The following is a 17,713-nucleotide window of genomic DNA, read 5'->3' on the forward strand; positions in this document are numbered from 1 at the left end:
TGAACAGCATCGGTCACAAAATTGGTTGTCCGCGGCCGACTGCCGGCGGTATGATGAAGAATCGGAACCGGTCGCGCGCGGCAAAGCCGCCGCGTTCGCGAGCGGGCCGGCGCTTCGCCGGACCGAACTTCGTCAAAGGTGGTCGTCCTCTTTGGGACCGAAAAATAAGAAAGCGATTGCAATCGTCGTCGCCTGCGCCGCCGCCGGCGGGCTCGTCTGGCTCGCGGCAGGTTTGGCGCGCACGGACCGCGGCGCCGTCTCGCCCGGCGCGTCTCCGTCGGCATCGTTGCCCGCCGTCATGCCGGCGTCGTCCGGCGGCGGCGCGCCCGACACGATCGTCATGACGTTCCCGGCGGGCACGCCGCGGGACCTGCAGCTCGTGCAGGACGAGATGAGCCGCTATTTGAGCAAAAAAATCAACGCGAACGTCAAGCTGAGGCCGATCGACATGGGCAGCTGGTGGGACAAGACCGGGCTCATGTTCGCGTCCGGCGAGCAGATCGACCTCATGTTCACTGCCGGGTGGATGCGGTTCGGCGACGAGGTCGCCAAAGGAAGGTTCATCCCGCTGGACGATCTGCTTAAGCGGTACGGCCGCGGCATCCGCAGCCTGCTGAGTCCGGCCATCATCGAGGCGGGCAAGGTGAACGGAAGCGTCTACGGCATTGTTGCGAACAAGGAATTCGCCTCGAGCAAGGGCTTGATCATGCGCAAGGACCTCGTCGACAAGTACGGCATCGACCTGTCCCGGGTTCGGACCCTGGCGGATCTGACGCCCGTGTTCGCCAAGATCAAGGAAAGCGAGCCAGGCATCTCGCCGCTTCAGGCCCGGGCGGACCGGAGTCCGCTCACGTTCGTGCTGCAATACGGCCTGTTCGACATGCTCGGAGACGGTCCGGGGGTGCTGTCCCGGGCGGACGGCTCGCTTCGGGTCGTCAATCTGGCGGATACGCCCGAATTCGAAGCGAGCGCAAAACTCATGCACGCCTGGAATGTGGCGGGATACTTCAATGCGGACGCGGCGGTGTCCAAGGACAGCGAATACGAGGCGGTCAAGGCGGGCAAGGCGTTCGCCTTCGCCGAATCGCTCAAGCCGGGCTTCGAGATTCAGGCTTCCCGCAATACCGGCATGCCGATGACCGCGGTCGAGCTGACCAAGCCGTATACGACGACGGCGGATACGACAAGCGCGATGTTCGCGATTACCAAAAACGCGAGGCATCCGGAAAAGGCGATGATGCTGCTAAACCTGCTGTACACGGATCCGTATTTGCTCAACCTGCTCGATTGGGGCATCGAAGGCAAGCATTACGTCAAGCGGGCCGACGGACAGATCGATTATCCCGAGGGCGTGGACGCCAAGACGGTCGGCTACAACCTCAATCAGTCGTGGATGTTCGGCAACCAGCTGAACTCCTACCTGTGGAGCAACGAGGATCCAAGGCTGTGGGAGCAGTACCGCTCGTTCAATGCGGAGGCGGACAAATCGAAGGCGCTTGGCTTCGTCTTCGATCCCGAGCGGGTGAAAAACGAGATCGCCGCCGTCGCCAGCGTCGACGAGGACTTCGCGCCGGCGATCAATACCGGGGCGCTAGACCCGGCGCTCGTGCTGCCGATGTACCGGCAAAAGCTGAAGGAAGCCGGCGCGGAAGCCGTCATCGCCGAGAAGCAGCGGCAGCTGGACGCCTGGCTCGCTCGACGGGAAGAGCGCCGATGAGGCCTGCTACGCTTCGTTCGAGGCTCGTGCTCGGCTTCGCCCTCGTCACCGTGCCGCTGGTCGTGCTGCTGATCTGGAACAATCTGTATGCGACGCGAGTCGTGCATTCGCAGGTCGCCCAGTCCAATCAGAGCCTGCTGACGATGTACGTCAACGACATGGACAAAGCGCTCGAGGAGATCGAAAACTACTTGTACAAAACCGCCGAGCAGGACGACAGCCTGATCGCGCTCGGGCAAAACGCGAAGGGCTCCTGGGCGTACTACCTCGCGCAGACGCATACGATGAACGATCTGTTTTTCAACACCAATTATTACGATGCGGCCGACTTGCTATTCGCTTACGGCGCGGCGTCCGACAATCTGCTGCTCGCGCCGCAAACCTCGGTGTCCTACGCGCGCAAGCTGCTCGTCCAGGACACGCTCCGGCGGCTGCTCTCGGAAGCGGACGGGAACCGGCCCAGCTTCTCCGGCTGGAACGTCGTCGAGCTGGACGGCGCCTTTGCGCTCGTCCGGATTGTGGATACCGGCTACCGCTCGTACATCGGCGCATGGGTCGATCTCAACCGGCTGATGGAGCCCTTTCACCGTCTTACGAGGGACGGCGGCGGCCAGGCGGTGCTGTCCGACGGCTTGGGTCGGCTGCTGTCGCAGAGCGACGGCCCCCTGTCGGGCGAGACGCCGCAGGCGCTTCCGGCCATCCCGGCGTCCGGTCAGTCCGGTCAGGACAAAGCCGTCTACAATATCGTCAAGCTCGACCAGCGGTATTTGCTGATCGGCAAAACGTCGAGAAACGCCGGCCTGCACCTGTCGCTCCTTCTGCCCGAGCGGCGCGTGCTGGAGGGCTTGCCTTATTTTCGCGTGCTGACCTACTTGGTGCCCGTCGTCGCCGCGGGACTGCTCGCGGTGTACTTGATCTTCCTGCAGCGGGCCATCGTCAAGCCGATCGTGGGGCTCATCAGAGGGATGCGGCGCATTCGCTCGGGAGATTTGACCGCTCGGCTGGAGGACAACCGGCTTGTCGAGTTCGTCGCGATCAACGAGACGTTTAACGGCATGGCCACGCAGATCGCGCATTTGAAAATCGATATTTACGAGGAGCAGATTCGCACGCAAAAGGCGGAGCTGCGCGCGCTGCAGGCGCAAATCCATCCGCATTTCTTCATGAATTCGCTGAACATCGTCTACCATCTCGCACAGACGCGCAGCTACGACATCATCCAGCGCATGGCGCTGCATCTGGTCCGGTACTTCCGCTACGCGACGCGAACGCAGATGCCGTCGATCACCATCAAGGATGAGATGGCGCACATTAACGACTATTTGTCGATTCAAAAGTTCAGGTTTCCCGAGGCGCTCATCTTCGACTTCGCCGTCGACCCGGCGCTGGCGTCCTTTGCGCTGCCTCCGCTCACCGTTCAGCCGCTCGTCGAAAATGCGATGGTCCACGGATTTTCGTTCAAAGGCGGCGAAGCGTACCGGATCGTAGTGCGCGTCTACGCGGCGCGGGAGGGGACGGAGGAAGCGGTTTGCATCGAGGTCGCGGACAACGGCAAGGGGCTGGCCGAAGGGCAGGCGGCGGCGCTGGAGGAGATGGCAGCAGCCGCCAGTCCGACGGACGGACATGTCGGGCTGTGGAACATTGTGCGCAGATGCCGGTTGTTTTACAAGACGAACGTGAAGCTGAGATTCGTAGACGGCGAGCCTCGCGGCGTCATTGCGCGGCTCACGCTGCCTGTTCAATCCAGCGTTCAGGAGGGGATCGCGCTTGATTCGGGCGCTTATCGTGGATGACGAATATTACGCGGTAAAAGGTTTGCAGTCCGGCGTGGATTGGATTGCTGCCGGCGTAGACGAAGTATACGAGGCCTATCATGCAGAGATGGCCAGAGAGCTGCTCTCGCGCCAGGAGATCGAAGTCATGATCTGCGACATCGAGATGCCGGAAGGCAGCGGGCTCGAGCTGATGGCCTGGGTGCAGGAGCAGGGACTGGCCATCGAGACCGTCGTGCTGACCTGCCATTCCGAATTCGCTTATGCGCAAAAGGCGCTTCAGCTAGGCGGCAGCGATTACCTGCTGAAGCCGGTGATCTACGAAGAGCTTGAAGAGGTGCTGCGCAAAACGATCCGCAAGGTGGAGGAGCGGCGCAAGCGCGACGAAACGGGAGAGCTGTATCACAAGTACGCCGAGCTGTGGAAGGTTCGCAAGCCAATCCTGCTCGAACGGTTCTGGCAGGACCTGTTCGACGGCGACATCCGGCTCACCGGGGACAACCTGGCGATTGCGCTGCGTGACTTCGACGTGAGTGCGGACGAGCTGGGCCATGCCGCATTCGTTCTGCTGAGCGTCGAGGAATGGCTGAAGCCGCTCAGCGAGCGGGAAGAGGAGATCATGGAGTTCGCGCTGCGCAAAGCCGCCGAGGAGGTGCTGCTGGAAGGGCGGGCCGGCAGCGTCTTCCGCGACCGCCGCGGCAACGCGTTCGTCGCGGTGCACGCCGGCGGCGGGCTCGGGAACGTCGATCGCCTCGTTCAAGACTGCCGCACCTATATCGCTGCGTGCCGAGACTATTTTTTTTGCAAGATGTCTTGTTACGTGAGCGAGGCCGTTCCGATCGAACGCGCCCGCCAGACGTATTTGACGCTGCTCGGGGCCGAGTACCGCAACGTGAGCCGCACGAGCGAAGCCATACTCGTCACGGGCCGGCAGGAGACGGCGGACCAAGCGGACGTGTGGGGAACGGGAATGCTGCTCGACGCCGCGGACCTGATCGAGCGGCGGGACAAGGACAGCGTGCTTCGCGCCTTGGATGCCAAGCTGGAGGAGGATCGCGGGAGCGCGCTGACGCCGGAGGCGCTGGCGGCCTACTATCATGCGCTGCTTCAGGCGGTTTATTACGCGCTGCAGCGAAAGGGCTTTTCCGCGCATTTGCTGTACGGCGGCAAAACTTTGACCGGCCCCGAGGCGGCCACGCGCTCGGTTGCCAGGCTAAGGCAGTGGGCAAGCGAAGTGCTGGACGCGGCTTACGCGCTGCTGTCCGGGGGAGAGAGCGAGAGTCCGGCGGTCCGGCAGGTCAAGGCCTATATCGCCTCCCATCTGGATCGGGACCTGACGCGCGAGGAGCTGGCGGCGCATGTCTACCTGAACCCGGCGTATTTGTCGCGATTGTTCCGCAAGGAAACGGGGATGGTGCTGACCGATTACCTGCTTCACGAAAAAATGCGGCTGGCGTCCGATATGCTCGTGGGCACCGAACGCACGATCAGCGAAATCGCGGACAGTCTCGGCTACGGCAACTTTTCGTATTTCGCACGGCTGTTCCGCAAAGTGTACGGCATGTCTCCGCACGATTATCGCAAAGCCGTACGAGGCGCTTAGCCGGCAGATCGCATTCGCTTTCGCCACCTTGGCGCGGACAACAAACAAAAAAGGCCCTCCGCTGCACAATCGCCATGCGGATGGCCTTTGTCTCGTTCAAACGCTCATGCGGAGTCCCTGAAGCTGGGAGATACCCTGCCGGATGAGATGCTGCTTGCGCTTGGGGACGGGGAGCATATGGTTCAAGGCCGGACCGTCGCCGAAGTATACGGCATTGTCCGTGACATACGTGACCTTGGCTACGTTGACGTAGCAGTCGGAGGAAATTCGAACGAAGAGCGGGTCTCGGGTCAACGCTTCCGCCTGCTCGGCCGTCATGCGTTTTTTTATCGTATAGTTGCGGCCGTGACAGCAAATTTGCCCTTGGGCGCCGATGCGGAAGAAGTAGCAATCGTTCCGCGGTTCGAACTGATCGTATAAATTCATCGCTGCATCCATCTTTTCGTTTCCCCCTGTCATCGAAAGTTTGGGTGGTAGCGCTTTCATTATAGCGCATGAGGCTTTGTCTTGGCTAGCGTTATTTTGTGAAATCGCACATGTTTTTTTGTATTTTTTCACGTCGGCCATGCAGGAAGCGCGGCGTCGACAGCGAACCGGCGGATATATGTCGAAGGCCGTCGCGCGATGACGAAGCTTCGGGGGCTGCGGGAGGAAGCGCTTCGGAAGAGGGACAAGGCGGAAGGAAAGGCGAGCCGAATGTGTTATACTGGAAAACGACCGACGCTGGACAGGAGCGAACCCCAAATGGACGATTTGCGTTATCCGATCGGCAAGTTTACTTATGAAGGCGATATTGCGCCCGAACAGCGCAGACAGTGGATTCAGGAAATCGCGGCGCTGCCGGAGATGCTTTCCGAAGCGGTGCGCGGGCTGAACGACGTTCAGCTCGACACGCCATATAGAGAAGGCGGCTGGAAGGTCCGCCAGGTCGTGCACCATATCGGAGACAGCCATATGAACAGCCTGACGCGGTTCAAGCTGGCGCTCACCGAAGACAGGCCGACGATCAAGCCGTACGAGGAGCAGCTGTGGGCGGAGCTCGCCGACTCGCGCGACTTGCCGATCGGGCCTTCGCTAGCGCTGATTGCGGCCGTCCACGTACGTTGGACCGCGCTGCTCGGTTCGCTTTCGGACGAGCAGTTCGCCCGCGAGTTCTACCATCCCGGCAGCGGAGAGACGACGCGTCTCGATCGCTGCCTCGGCATGTACGTATGGCACGGCAAGCATCATACGGCGCATATTGAGCGACTGAGAGAACGGATGGGCTGGTAAGCCCGAAGCGAACGCCGGTCGGACGGAGAACGGAACAAAAACGGACAAGCCCGGTCCCACAAGGGAGCGGGTTTGTTCGCGTGTCCCCCATTCGGGTAAAATGGTAACTTGAGGCGTAAATACGACCGGCATCGGATCGCCCAGGCGGCCGCGGCACGGCTCGAATCGGACAAGGAGCGCGCAACATGGGAAGCGACTGGCTGTTTGCATTGCTGGATATGATCCTCATCAATATCGTCCTGAGCGGCGACAATGCGGTCGTCATCGCGATGGCGAGCAAAAATTTGGATCCCGCGCATCAGCGCAAAGCGATATTTTGGGGCACCTTCGGCGCGGTTGGACTTCGAATCGTGCTGACGTTCGCCGCGGTGACGCTGCTGCGGATTCCGCTCGTACAGGCCTGCGGCGGCCTGCTGCTGCTGTTTATCGCCTGGAAACTGCTGAGCGAGGATTCGCACGAAGAGCAGATCGAGGCGAAGCCGACGCTAGGCGGCGCCATTCGGACGATCGTCATCGCGGATCTCGTCATGAGCCTGGACAACGTCGTCGCCGTCGCAGGCGCGGCGCACGGCAACTTCACGCTTATCGTCATCGGACTCGCGATCAGCGTGCCGCTGATCATCTGGTGCAGCCAGTTTCTGACCAAGCTGATGACGCGGTTTCCGCCGCTCGTCTGGATCGGAGCCGGCTTGCTCGGCTATTCCGCGGGCGAGATGCTGGCCGGCGATCCATGGATCGGCGACTATCTGGACGAGGCCGCGCCTGCGCTGCCGGAAATTTTGCCGATCGCGCTGGCCGTCCTTTTTCTGGCTTACGGCGCGCTGTCGTTCTGGCGCGCGCGAAGGGTATGGCGCCACAAGCATTGAATACGAGCTCGGCGAACACGTTTAAGGGAGACAGATGAAGATGGCCATCGATCAAAGCAGCATGCGGGAATGGGGCAAGATGCTGCTCACATACAAGTTCGCACTTGACGAAGTCAGCACGAAGCTGAACATTTTGAACGAGGAACTGCACTTCATTCAGAACTACAATCCGATCGAGCATATGAAGACGCGCATCAAGTCTCCCGAGAGCATCCGGGACAAGCTGATTCGCAAAGGGCTCGCGGTGACGATCGACAATGCGGTGAACCACATTCGCGATATTTCCGGCATTCGCGTCATTTGCTCTTTTTCCACCGATATTTATCGGATGTACGAGATGATCAGCAAGCAGCAGGACGTCACCGTGCTCGAAGTCAAAGATTACGTGGCGAATCCGAAGCCGAACGGCTATCAGAGCCTGCACCTGATCATCCTCGTGCCGGTGTTCCTGACCGATCGGATGGAGCAAGTGCCTGTCGAGATCCAGATCCGCACGATCGCCATGGATTTCTGGGCGAGTCTCGAGCACAAGATTTATTACAAATTCAACGCGCAGGTGCCGCATGAGATCGGGCTGCAGCTCAAGGATACGGCGGATTTGATCAATTCGCTGGACAAGCGTATGTTCGCGCTGAACGAAGAGGTGCAAAAGTACCGTTCGGAATAGGCTTCTTTAGAAAACTCAAAAAGTCCGGACTCACGCAGGCTTGCGCAAGGTCCGGACTTTTTGCGTTCGCGGCGTTTAATCCTCGCGGGAGACGTCGGTCATAAGGCGGCCCGCGAGCTCGTCGAACCGGGCCAGCAGCCGCTCCTTGACGGGCGGCTCCGCGAACGCAGCCAGCAGCGCGCCGCGCATAAGCCCCGTCAGCTCGGCGGGCGTGAACCCGAAGCGCGTCGAGAGCGTCTCGCATTCGCGCGTCATATCGGTTCCCGAGACGGTCGGATTGTCCGTATTCACGGTGACGTACAGACCGGCGTCGTAATAGGCGCGGATCGGGTAATCGTCCCAGTCCGCGACCGCCCGCGTCTGGATGTTGCTCGTCGGGCACATCTCGAGCGGGATGCGCCGTTCGCGAATCCAGGCGAGCAGCTCGGGGTCCTCCCGCAGCCGAATGCCATGGCCAATGCGCGTCGCGCCCAGCTCCTCCACGGCTTCGCGAATGTTGTAGGGGCCGGCCGCTTCGCCGGCATGAATCGTGATCGGGATGCCGGCTTCCCGCGCCACTGCGAACGTGGCCCGGAATTGAGCCGCGGGGTGCGAGGCCTCGTCTCCGGCCAAATCGACGGCCGCGACGCCCTGGTCCCGCAGGGCGACGGCGGCATGTATGACCGGAACGTTGATCCCGTCGTCGTGGTGTCGCATGCAGATCACGATGAGACGGGCGACGACGCCGTACGCCGCTTCTCCGCGCTTCAGCCCTTCCAGCACGGCGGCGATGGCGTCGCCCGGCGTCAAGCCTGCGTCCATATGCAGGGCGGGCGCGAACCGGACTTCGATATACAGGCAATTGCGCGCCGCCGACTGCGCGACCGTTTCTTCGGCGACGCGCGACAGCGCGGCGGCGTCTTGCAGCAGCGGGAGGACAAAGCCGAACTTTTCCAAGTAAGTCTTCAAGCTGTCGCAGTCGGCGTCGACCTGCATGTAGGGCAGCAGATCCTCCTCGCTGTCCGCGGGGAGCGGATAGCCGCGGTCGGCCGCGAGCTCGAGCAGCGTAGAAGGCTTCACGCATCCGTCCAGATGCAGGTGCAGATCCGCTTTGGGCAGCGCTTCAAGCCAGTTGTCCATCCCGATCTCTCCAGTCGTTTATCTTTGAACTTCTATCTTTGAACGTCTGTCTTTGACGTCTGTCGATGCCTTCAAGGCGCTTTATTTTCATCTGCGCGCGTCAGCTTGGCATAAACGGCGTCCGCGTACTGCTCGTAGGCGTCTTGATGCGTCCAGCCGCGCTCGTTCATCATCAGTCGATAGCGAAGCCGTTTTTCGGAGAGCTCGCCTTTTAGCTTCGCCGACTGCTCCGGGTCGCGGCACGCTTCGAGCAAATCGGACAGCGAGACGAGATCTTTGCGAATTTGCAGCTCCTCGGGAAGGGCGCCGGCGTTTTTGAGCAGCTTGTAGGAGAGGCGCAGCTCTTCCGGCACGCCTGCAAGGTCGTCTTCGGGAAGCGGCTTGCCTTGCCCGGACAAGCCCTCGAATTGACCCGATTTTTCGGCATCGCGTATTTTTTGCTCGGCAATGGAGACAATCCAATTCATCTGCTCACCGGCCTTTGCTTGTGATATTATACATTGTATCACGGTTTAAACGCTTGATTGAAGTGCTTGCGCCGGGATTCGCACAACTTTGTCAATTAAGTTGACATTCGTCAGAAGTGTGAAGTCCTGAATGCCAAGCGGTTTAGGGGGATATAATCAACATTTGCTGCTTTTAGACAACAAATTCAATCGGGTTCACAAATCCGACGAACGGGTAAAAGGTATTTTCAAATGGGTCTGGCGTTTGTGTGACTAATGAGTTATAAAAGATAACAGGACATTCGTTCAATTCGGAATGCAAAAAGGTTCAAAGAAGGATGGTCGGACGTTGAGAGTTTACATGAATCATGACGGCGGCGGCGATGACTTCGTCGCGCTGCTCCTGCTGCTCCGCATGTCGGACATTCAATTGACGGGCGTCTCGGTCATCGGCGCAGACGGCTATCTTGAGCCTTCCGTTCAGGCGAGCCGCAAGATTATCGACCGGTTCGGCGGGGCGCCCCGGGCGGGTCTCGACGTCTCACGCTCGAATTCGCGCGGCAAAAATCCGTTTCCCGCAGCCTGGCGCATCATGTCTTATTATGTTGACGCCTTCCCGATTCTAAACGAAGCGGAAGCCGTTCTGACGCCGATCTCGGACAAGCCCGCGCATCGTCACCTGATCGATGCGGTGCGGACGGGCGAAGGCAAGACGACGCTCGTGTTCACAGGTCCGCTCACGGATCTTGCCCGCGCGCTCGACGAAGCCCCGGATATCGAAGCGCGAATCGAGCGCGTCGTCTGGATGGGCGGAACGTTCCTGCCGAAGGGCAACGTCGAGGAGCCCGAGCATGACGGCACGGCCGAGTGGAACGCGTTCTGGGATCCCGAAGGGACGGCGCACGTATGGAAGAGCGGGCTTCGGATCGATATGGTCGCGCTGGAGAGCACAAACCAAGTGCCGCTCACGCTCGCTGCCAGAGACGCTTGGGCCAAGCTCCGCAGGCACGAGGCGATCGACTTCGTCGGACAGTGCTACGCGCTCGTGCCGCCGCTCATTTTCCATGCCACCAATTCGACTTACTACTTATGGGACGTATTGACCGCCGCTTATGTCGGCAAACCCGATCTGGTCAAAGTCAAGACGGTGAACAGCATCGTCAGAACCGACGGCACGGCGCAGGGAAGGACGGAGCTGTCGGACGAAGGCAGGCCGGTCAACCTGATCTACGATGTCGACCGCGACGGCTTCTTCGCTTACATGACCGAATTGCTGAAGCAAGACTAATTCTCGGCTACCGCGGTTCGCGGCCCCTTCAGCCGGCTCGTACAGCGGCCCCCGGCGGTTCGCGCGTCGTAGATGCAAATACAAGTATAAGAGACGGGGAGAGAATCAAGCATGAAGAAAAGCACGATGAAGCCGCTTAGCCTGATGCTGGTCGCCATGATGGCGCTGCTGCTGGTGCTGTCCGGCTGCGGAAGCAAGAACAACAACGGCGAAGGCGGTGCGAGCGCCAGCGCCAGCGCGAGCCCTTCGGCATCCGAAACCGCCAGCCCGAGCCCTTCCGCCAGCGAGTCCGCATCGCCTTCGGCATCCGCTTCCGCGTCCGCCAGCGAATCTGCAGCCGCTCCGGCCGACGGCAAAGGCAAGAAGATCGGCATGGTTACCGACCTCGGCGGCGTCAACGACAAGTCGTTTAACCAACAAGCCTGGGAAGCGCTGGAGAAAATCGGTAAAGATACCGGCGCAGAACCGAAGTACCTGGAGTCCAAGAAGGACAGCGACTACATTCCGTTTCTGACCAAGTTCGTCAAAGACGGCTACGATCTGACGTGGGGTATCGGCTTCCTGTTCGCCGAGGCGGCTACGACCGTAGCTAAGGCTAACCCCGAGTCCAAGCTCGCCCTGATCGACACGACACCGACCGAGGCGCTGCCGAACGTCGAGTCCGTTCTGTTCAAGGAAAACGAAGGCTCTTACCTCGTCGGCGTCGTCGCGGGCCTTACGACCAAGACGAACAAAATCGGTTTTGTCGGCGGCATGGAGCTGCCAGTCATCAAGAAGTTCGAAGCGGGCTTCAAAGCGGGCGTTGCGGCCGTCAACCCGAACGCGAAGGTCGATGTTAACTATGTCGGCGACTTCAGCAAGCCGGACCAAGGCAAGCTGGCTGCGGCCACGATGTACGACGGCGGCGCGGACATCATCTTCCACGCGGCGGGCGGCTCCGGCAACGGCGTCTTCAACGAAGCGAAGGATCGCTTCAAAGCCGGCAAAAAAGTATGGGTCATTGGCGTCGACAAAGACCAATCGATCGAGTTCGGCAACGACGTGACGCTGACTTCGATGGTCAAGAAGGTCGACGAAGCCGTTTACCGCGTCTCCAACGACCTGCTCGCCGGCAACTTCCACGGCGGCCAGACGGTCGAGCTCGGCCTCTCCGAAGGCGGCGTAGGTCTGCCTGTCGAGAATCCGAACGTATCCAAGGAAATTCTCGACAAGGTCGAAGAGTACAAGAACAAGATCATCAGCGGAGAAATTAAGGTTCCGACGGAATAATTCCGCGCTGCACGGAATCTCCGCAAGGGCAAGGCCGCTTTCGCGAGCCTTGTCCTTTCTTCCGTTTTAACGCTTTTGATATGGGGACAGGAGCTGATAACAGATGGAGCAAGCGGTACCGGTGGTCGAGCTTAGCGGCATCACAAAGCGTTTTCCCGGCATCGTCGCGAACGACGCCATCAGCCTGGCGCTTCGCAAGGGCGAGATTCACGCGCTGCTCGGGGAAAACGGGGCCGGCAAGTCGACGCTGATGAGCATATTATTCGGTCTGTATCAGCCTGACGAAGGCGAGATCCGCGTGAACGGCAAGCCGCAGGAGATCGACGGACCCGGCAAAGCGATCGAGCTCGGCATCGGCATGGTCCATCAGCACTTCAAGCTGGTCCAGCCGTTCACGGTTGCCGAGAACATCGTGCTCGGCATCGAGCCCTCCAAAGGCCTGTCCATCAACTACCGGCAGGCGAACGCGAAGGTCAAGGAGCTGTCCGAACGCTACGGGCTTATGGTCGATCCGACGGTGAAGGTCGAGAATATTACGGTCGGCATGCAACAGCGCGTCGAGATCTTAAAGACGCTCTACCGCGGAGCGGAAATTCTCATTTTCGACGAGCCGACGGCCGTATTGACCGTGCAGGAAATTCACGAGCTGATGCAAATCTTGAAGCGGCTTGCAAGCGAAGGCAAATCCATTATTTTGATCACGCACAAGCTCAAGGAGATCATGGAAGTATCCGACCGCGTGACGATCATCCGCAGGGGCAAGGTCGTCGGCACGGTGAACACGGCGGAGACAAATGAGAGCGAGCTCGCCGAGAAGATGGTCGGCAGACGCGTATCGCTGGACAAACCGAAGGCGGCGGCAAAGCCGGGCGAGATCGTGCTCGAACTGTCGGGTGTCACGGTCGCTGGCGCCGATAAAGGCAAGCCGGTCGTCGACGGCGTATCGTTCAACATCCGCGCGGGCGAGATCGACGGCATCGCCGGCGGTGACGGGAACGGGCAGCATGAGCTGGTGGAAGCGCTCACGGGCATGCGCCCCGTGCAGAGCGGCAGCATCCGTCTGAACGGCAGCGACATTACGCAGGCTTCGATCAAAAACCGCATCAGGTCGGGGATGTCGAACATTCCCGAGGACCGTCAGAAGCACGGGCTCGTGCTTGACTTCAGCGTCAGCGAAAATTTAATTTTGGGCTCCCCCGAGCAAGACCGCTTCTTCAAGGGCGGCTTCCTGAACAAATCGGAAATCGACCGGCACGCCTCGAAGCTGATCGAAGCTTACGACGTGCGGACGCCGGATATTCATAACAAAACGCGCTCGCACTCCGGCGGCAACCAGCAGAAGGCGATCATCGCGCGCGAGATGGAGCGCGATCCGCAGCTGCTCATCGCCGTCCAGCCGACGCGCGGGCTCGACATCGGGGCGATCTCGTTCGTCCATGACCGTCTCCTGCAGGCGAGGGCCGAAGGCAAGGCCGTCCTGCTGATCTCCTACGAGCTGGACGAGCTTCACCGGCTGTCGGACCGCCTCCAGGTCATCTTCGACGGCCGCATCATGGGCGAAGTCGACCCGCAGAAAGCCGGGGACGACGAGATCGGTCTCATGATGGCGGGCAAAATGCAGGCTGGCAAAGGAGCGTCGGCATGAATAAAGCGGCAGAAATTTTCAATAAACCGTCTACCTATATCCCGTTTATCGCAATCGTGCTCGGGTTGCTTTGCGGCGGGATCGTCATGTGGATCGGCGGCTACAATCCGTTCGAAGCCTACGGCGCGCTTTGGAAGACGGTATTCGGCACGAAGTACGACTTCGGCGAGACGATCGTCGCCATCACGCCGATCCTGTTCACTGGGCTTGCGGTCGGCTTCGCCTTCCGCGCCGGCATCTTTAACATCGGGGCGGACGGCCAGTACATCATCGGCATGACGGCGGCGACTTTTATCGGCCTCAAGGTGCATTTGCCGGCATTTATTCACGCGCCGCTGGCGCTGCTCGTCGGCATGCTGTGCGGCGCGCTCTGGGGCGCGCTGGTCGGCTGGCTCAAGGCTTATCGCGGCGTGAACGAGGTCATCTCGGCCATCATGCTGAACTGGATCGCGCTGTACCTGTCCAACTACATTCTCCGCGATTTTCTGGTCAAGAAGGGCGAGCAGAAGACGCCGAACATCGACGAGACCGCCTCTTTGTCCATCGGCTGGCTCCAGAACTTCATGGAGGGCGCGCGGATGGACTGGGGCATCTGGATCGGCCTGCTTTGCGTCGTCATTTTTTACGTGCTCCTGTGGCGCACGAAGCAGGGCTACGAGCTGCGCGCCGTCGGTCACAATGCCGACGCGGCCAGGGCTGCGGGCATCAACATTAAAGCCAGTTTCATCAAGACGATGATGATCTCGGGCGCGTTCGCCGGACTCGGGGGCGTCTTCACGGTGCTCGGCGTATTCCACTATCAAGTCGTGCAGGCCGCCTCCGCGGGCTACGGCTTCGACGGCATCGCCGTCGCGCTGCTCGGCGGCAATCACCCGGTCGGCATTTTGCTCGGCGCGATTTTGTTCGGCGGGCTCACCTACGGCTCGGCGGGCATGAACTTCGAGGCCGACGTGCCGTCGGAGATCGTGCGGATCGTCATCGGCAGCATCATCTTCTTCGTCGCCTCCCACGGCTTGATCCGCACCGTCATCCAGCCGATGTTCAAAAAGCGCAAATCGCGCGAGCGGAAAGGGGCTGACATGAATGGGAACGTTGGCTGATCTGATCAGTTCCACGCTCGTCTTTTCCGTTGCGCTCATCTTCGCCGCGCTAGGCGGCGTGTTCAGCGAGCGGTCTGGCGTTTTTAACATCGGTCTCGAAGGCATGATAACCGCCGGCGCTTTCGGCGCCGCGATCGCAAGCTACTATATGGAGACGGACGGCGGCGCGACGACTTCGTCGCCTTGGGTTGGCCTGATTGCGGGCGTCGTTTGCGGGCTCGTATTTGCGCTGCTCCATGCCTATGCGACCGTATCGCTCAAAGCCGACCAGACGATCGTGGGCGTCGTCATCAATATTTTGGCGGTCGCCGTTACGCTGTATCTCGTCAAGATCATTTTCGAGGGCGCCGGCGACACCTCGCAGCTGCAAAACGTGTTCGCCAAATGGCCGATTCCGCTGCTGTCGGACATTCCGTTTCTCGGCAGAGCGTTTTTCAACAGCTACCCGACGACGTACATCGCCTACATCCTCGTGCCGCTCAGCTCGTATCTGCTGTTCAAGACGCCGTTCGGTCTGCGTCTTCGCTCGGTGGGCGAGCATCCCGGCGCGGCGGATACAGTCGGCATCAACGTCACCAAATACCGCTATATCGGCGTTCTGATCAGCGGCGCGCTCGCCGGTCTCGGCGGCGCGACGATCACGCTTACGACGACAAGCAACTTTTCGCACAGCACGATCTCGGGCCAAGGCTTTATCGCCATCGCCGCGCTGATTTTCGGCCGCTGGAATCCGTACGGCGTATTCGGCGCCGCCTTCTTCTTCGGCATGGCACAGGCGCTGCGGAACTTCCTGACGCGGTTCGAATTTTCCCAGTCGATTCCGACCGAGTTCCTGTACATGCTGCCGTACATTTTGACGCTGATCGTGCTCGCAGGCGCTGTCGGCAAGTCGGTTCGCGGACCGGCGGCGGCCGGAGAAGCGTACGACCCGTCGAAGCGATAGCTGTCCGTCTCACCTTCAGCCGCTCGTATCCATTCGGATCGGGCGGCTTTTTGTCGCTCGGCGCCTATTTCAGTTATAATCGGCAAGAGCGAGTTCATGCGTTTACGAATTTACGAATTTAACAATTTTCGAATTTTCGAATTTTCGAATCGAAGCTGGGAGCGTACACAATCATGATCAATCGCAAGGTTACGCCTTCGGAGAGCGGCAAGCGGCTGCACCGTTTTCTTCGCAATCTGCTGCCGAACATCCCCCTCGGACAGATCTACAAAATGATCGATTCGGGCAAGGTTCGGGTGAACGGCAAGCGCAAAAAGCAGGACTACGAGCTGGCTGCCGGCGACGAGCTGGCGATTTATATGGAAGAAGAACAGTACAAGGAAGCTTCCATCGGGCAGCAAAAGACGAAATACGTCGGTGTGAACGCCGATATTCACGTCGTCTACGAGGACGATCAGTTGCTCGTGGCGCTGAAGCCCGCCGGCATGCTCACGCATCCGGATCAGACGGATCAACGGGATACGCTGATCAACCGCGTTCATGCTTACTTGTATCGAAAAGGGGAGCTCGACAGCCCGATGTTCATGCCCGCGACGGCCAATCGGCTCGATCGCAACACGAGCGGTCTCGTGCTCGTCGGCAAAACGGCGGGGATGCTGCACCAGCTCAATCAGTGGATTCAGAAGCACGAGCTTCAAAAGTATTACGTGACGATCGTCGAAGGTCGGCTCGAGGGCGAAGGGGAGCTGACGGACGAGCTCGTGCGCGACGAGAAGCGCAACCGCACGCGGGTCGCTTCGGCTGCCGGCGGGGCGGAAGAAAAGCGGTTGTCCGCGACGACGAGATACCGGGCGCTATCCCAGGGGGACGGCTACAGCCTCGTCGAGATCGAGCTGGTCAGCGGGCGGACGCATCAGATTCGCACGCACTTCCAGAGCATCGGCCATCCGCTGCTCGGCGACGTGAAGTACGGCGGCAAAATCTACGCGGGCATCAATCATCAGCTGCTGCATGCATGGCGCGTCGTGCTGCCGGACGGACGCGAGTTCCGCGCGCCGGCGCCGCCGATCTTGAAGCGCACGGCGGACAAGCTGCGGCTTGAAGGGATCTGAGCCGATGGACGAGCGCATGCTGCTGATGCTCGTTCAAGCGGATGAGAGTATGATGTCGGCGCTGCGAGCCGCGGGCTCGCTGAACCTGCCCGATTGGTGGATCGCCGCCGGTTTCGTGCGAAGCAAGATTTGGGATGTCCTGTCGGGCATGCCCGCGCGTACGCGGCTGCCGGACGTAGACGTAATCTACTTCGACGCGGGCGACCTGGACGAGGCGACCGAAAAACGATGGGAGGCAGAGCTTCGCCTGCGCATGCCGGACGTGCCCTGGTCGGTCAAAAATCAGGCGCGCATGCATGTTGTAAACGGCAGGGCGCCCTACCGGTCGTCGCTGGACGCCGTCGCGAATTACCCGGAGACTGCGACCGCGCTCGCCTTGACGCTCGACGCCGACGGCCAGCCCGTGCTCGGCGCGCCGCACGGGCTGGCGGAAGCCGTCGCCATGCGCGTTGCGCCGACGCCCGCGTTCGCTGCGGACCCGGCACTCTACGCGGTCTTCGAGCGTAGAATCGAGGTCAAGCGATGGGACCGGACTTGGCCAGGCGTCAGCTATGCGAGGTGACACGGTCGGTGCTGCTCATGATCAATCGATTTTAGCGATGGAGTCGGACATGAATGTGGCTATAGCGCAAAAGTGCACGATTGACAGCCGCGCCCGTTCGTCGTTACGTCTATCGCGCAAAAGCTTGTGCACGATAGCACCAGGCAGGAGCGGATTGTTCCTGATGAGGAACAACCGGACACCTTTCGCGAGAGAGAGGGTGGCAAAGTTCCTGGTCAGGAACACCTCGAGGACATTTGCGCATGAGAGCCAGTATTGTTCCTGATGAGGAACAACCGGACACCTTCAGAGTGAGAGGGGGCGGCGAAGTTCCTGGTCAGGAACACCTCGCG

16 protein-coding genes are annotated in these 17,713 nt (G+C 60.4%); 13 read left to right on the forward strand and 3 right to left on the reverse strand.

The features are described from left to right. Window positions 1–151: 151 nt before the first annotated feature. Genes KVT38_RS25995 through KVT38_RS26005 form a run of 3 tightly spaced genes read left to right on the forward strand, consistent with a single transcriptional unit; the run spans window position 152 to window position 5,092 of the window. Entirely contained in the window at window positions 152–1,717 is a 1,566-nt protein-coding gene (locus tag KVT38_RS25995; protein WP_217596663.1) for an ABC transporter substrate-binding protein, read from the forward strand. Further along, window positions 1,714–3,510: a cache domain-containing sensor histidine kinase gene (locus tag KVT38_RS26000; RefSeq protein WP_217596664.1), complete on the forward strand. Its 1,797-nt coding sequence runs from the start codon at window positions 1,714–1,716 to the stop codon at window positions 3,508–3,510. The genes KVT38_RS25995 and KVT38_RS26000 overlap by 4 nt, the downstream gene beginning before the upstream one ends. After that, the gene (locus KVT38_RS26005; protein WP_217596665.1) at window positions 3,485–5,092 is read left to right on the forward strand and encodes a response regulator; all 1,608 of its coding nucleotides are present in this window, start codon (window positions 3,485–3,487) and stop codon (window positions 5,090–5,092) included. The genes KVT38_RS26000 and KVT38_RS26005 overlap by 26 nt, the downstream gene beginning before the upstream one ends. Before the next feature lie 96 nt (window positions 5,093–5,188). Here the strand turns inward: KVT38_RS26005 and KVT38_RS26010 are convergent, their stop codons facing one another. After that, window positions 5,189–5,530, reverse strand: coding sequence for a LytTR family transcriptional regulator DNA-binding domain-containing protein (locus tag KVT38_RS26010; RefSeq protein ID WP_217596666.1), 342 nt, complete (start codon window positions 5,528–5,530; stop codon window positions 5,189–5,191). Between the two features lie 306 nt (window positions 5,531–5,836). Here KVT38_RS26010 and KVT38_RS26015 point away from each other — a divergent pair, with 306 nt between their 5' ends. The 3 genes from KVT38_RS26015 to KVT38_RS26025 all read left to right on the forward strand — a co-directional run bounded on the left by KVT38_RS26015 (window position 5,837) and on the right by KVT38_RS26025 (window position 7,897). Further along, complete coding sequence (locus tag KVT38_RS26015) at window positions 5,837–6,364, forward strand: YfiT family bacillithiol transferase (protein ID WP_217596667.1); 528 nt, start codon at window positions 5,837–5,839, stop codon at window positions 6,362–6,364. 185 nt (window positions 6,365–6,549) lie between these two features. Beyond that, window positions 6,550–7,230, forward strand: a complete 681-nt coding sequence (locus KVT38_RS26020; RefSeq protein WP_217596668.1) for a TerC family protein — start codon at window positions 6,550–6,552, stop codon at window positions 7,228–7,230. Window positions 7,231–7,276: 46 nt separating this feature from the next. After that, window positions 7,277–7,897: a GTP pyrophosphokinase gene (locus tag KVT38_RS26025; protein ID WP_368859161.1), complete on the forward strand. Its 621-nt coding sequence runs from the start codon at window positions 7,277–7,279 to the stop codon at window positions 7,895–7,897. A 75-nt stretch (window positions 7,898–7,972) separates the two neighbouring features. On the opposite strand, the gene add is transcribed toward KVT38_RS26025, so the two are convergent. Both add and KVT38_RS26035 read right to left on the reverse strand, forming a co-directional pair. Further along, window positions 7,973–9,016: an adenosine deaminase gene (gene add / locus KVT38_RS26030; protein WP_217596670.1), complete on the reverse strand. Its 1,044-nt coding sequence runs from the start codon at window positions 9,014–9,016 to the stop codon at window positions 7,973–7,975. Between the two features lie 71 nt (window positions 9,017–9,087). Beyond that, window positions 9,088–9,483 carry a DnaJ family domain-containing protein gene (locus KVT38_RS26035; protein WP_217596671.1) on the reverse strand — a complete coding sequence of 132 codons (396 nt, stop codon included), beginning with the start codon at window positions 9,481–9,483 and terminating at the stop codon, window positions 9,088–9,090. Between the two features lie 340 nt (window positions 9,484–9,823). Between KVT38_RS26035 and KVT38_RS26040 the strand changes: the two genes are divergently transcribed. From KVT38_RS26040 to KVT38_RS26070, 7 genes are all read left to right on the forward strand, one after another. Then, window positions 9,824–10,750 carry a nucleoside hydrolase gene (locus KVT38_RS26040; protein ID WP_254639568.1) on the forward strand — a complete coding sequence of 309 codons (927 nt, stop codon included), beginning with the start codon at window positions 9,824–9,826 and terminating at the stop codon, window positions 10,748–10,750. 111 nt (window positions 10,751–10,861) lie between these two features. After that, the gene (locus tag KVT38_RS26045) at window positions 10,862–12,019 is read left to right on the forward strand and encodes a BMP family lipoprotein (RefSeq protein WP_254639567.1); all 1,158 of its coding nucleotides are present in this window, start codon (window positions 10,862–10,864) and stop codon (window positions 12,017–12,019) included. A 103-nt stretch (window positions 12,020–12,122) separates the two neighbouring features. Then, window positions 12,123–13,664 (forward strand): ABC transporter ATP-binding protein, encoded by a 1,542-nt coding sequence (locus KVT38_RS26050; protein WP_217596673.1) that lies wholly within the window; start codon window positions 12,123–12,125, stop codon window positions 13,662–13,664. Then, window positions 13,661–14,764: an ABC transporter permease gene (locus KVT38_RS26055; RefSeq protein WP_217596674.1), complete on the forward strand. Its 1,104-nt coding sequence runs from the start codon at window positions 13,661–13,663 to the stop codon at window positions 14,762–14,764. The genes KVT38_RS26050 and KVT38_RS26055 overlap by 4 nt, the downstream gene beginning before the upstream one ends. Next, window positions 14,748–15,707, forward strand: a complete 960-nt coding sequence (locus KVT38_RS26060; RefSeq protein ID WP_217596675.1) for an ABC transporter permease — start codon at window positions 14,748–14,750, stop codon at window positions 15,705–15,707. The genes KVT38_RS26055 and KVT38_RS26060 overlap by 17 nt, the downstream gene beginning before the upstream one ends. A gap of 173 nt (window positions 15,708–15,880) precedes the next feature. Continuing rightward, entirely contained in the window at window positions 15,881–16,819 is a 939-nt protein-coding gene (locus KVT38_RS26065; RefSeq protein ID WP_217596676.1) for an RluA family pseudouridine synthase, read from the forward strand. Window positions 16,820–16,823: 4 nt separating this feature from the next. Then, window positions 16,824–17,381, forward strand: coding sequence for a nucleotidyltransferase family protein (locus tag KVT38_RS26070; protein WP_217596677.1), 558 nt, complete (start codon window positions 16,824–16,826; stop codon window positions 17,379–17,381). Window positions 17,382–17,713 lie beyond the last annotated feature (332 nt).

Origin of the sequence: Cohnella sp. GbtcB17 (genome assembly GCF_019091135.1) — a bacterium.
In the GTDB taxonomy this organism is placed as follows: Bacteria; Bacillota; Bacilli; order Paenibacillales; family Paenibacillaceae; genus Cohnella.

What these genes read in the sequence shown, in the direction of transcription:
- KVT38_RS26000 (WP_217596664.1), top strand. Translation starts at nt 1,714, where the DNA reads ATGAGGCCTGCTACGCTTCGTTCGAGGCTCGTGCTCGGCTTCGCCCTC.
- KVT38_RS26010 (WP_217596666.1), bottom strand. Translation starts at nt 5,530, where the DNA reads ATGGATGCAGCGATGAATTTATACGATCAGTTCGAACCGCGGAACGAT.
- KVT38_RS26015 (WP_217596667.1), top strand. Translation starts at nt 5,837, where the DNA reads ATGGACGATTTGCGTTATCCGATCGGCAAGTTTACTTATGAAGGCGAT.
- KVT38_RS26020 (WP_217596668.1), top strand. Translation starts at nt 6,550, where the DNA reads ATGGGAAGCGACTGGCTGTTTGCATTGCTGGATATGATCCTCATCAAT.
- add (WP_217596670.1), bottom strand. Translation starts at nt 9,016, where the DNA reads ATGGACAACTGGCTTGAAGCGCTGCCCAAAGCGGATCTGCACCTGCAT.
- KVT38_RS26035 (WP_217596671.1), bottom strand. Translation starts at nt 9,483, where the DNA reads ATGAATTGGATTGTCTCCATTGCCGAGCAAAAAATACGCGATGCCGAA.
- KVT38_RS26040 (WP_254639568.1), top strand. Translation starts at nt 9,824, where the DNA reads ATGAATCATGACGGCGGCGGCGATGACTTCGTCGCGCTGCTCCTGCTG.
- KVT38_RS26045 (WP_254639567.1), top strand. Translation starts at nt 10,862, where the DNA reads ATGAAGAAAAGCACGATGAAGCCGCTTAGCCTGATGCTGGTCGCCATG.
- KVT38_RS26050 (WP_217596673.1), top strand. Translation starts at nt 12,123, where the DNA reads ATGGAGCAAGCGGTACCGGTGGTCGAGCTTAGCGGCATCACAAAGCGT.
- KVT38_RS26055 (WP_217596674.1), top strand. Translation starts at nt 13,661, where the DNA reads ATGAATAAAGCGGCAGAAATTTTCAATAAACCGTCTACCTATATCCCG.
- KVT38_RS26060 (WP_217596675.1), top strand. Translation starts at nt 14,748, where the DNA reads ATGGGAACGTTGGCTGATCTGATCAGTTCCACGCTCGTCTTTTCCGTT.
- KVT38_RS26065 (WP_217596676.1), top strand. Translation starts at nt 15,881, where the DNA reads ATGATCAATCGCAAGGTTACGCCTTCGGAGAGCGGCAAGCGGCTGCAC.
- KVT38_RS26070 (WP_217596677.1), top strand. Translation starts at nt 16,824, where the DNA reads ATGGACGAGCGCATGCTGCTGATGCTCGTTCAAGCGGATGAGAGTATG.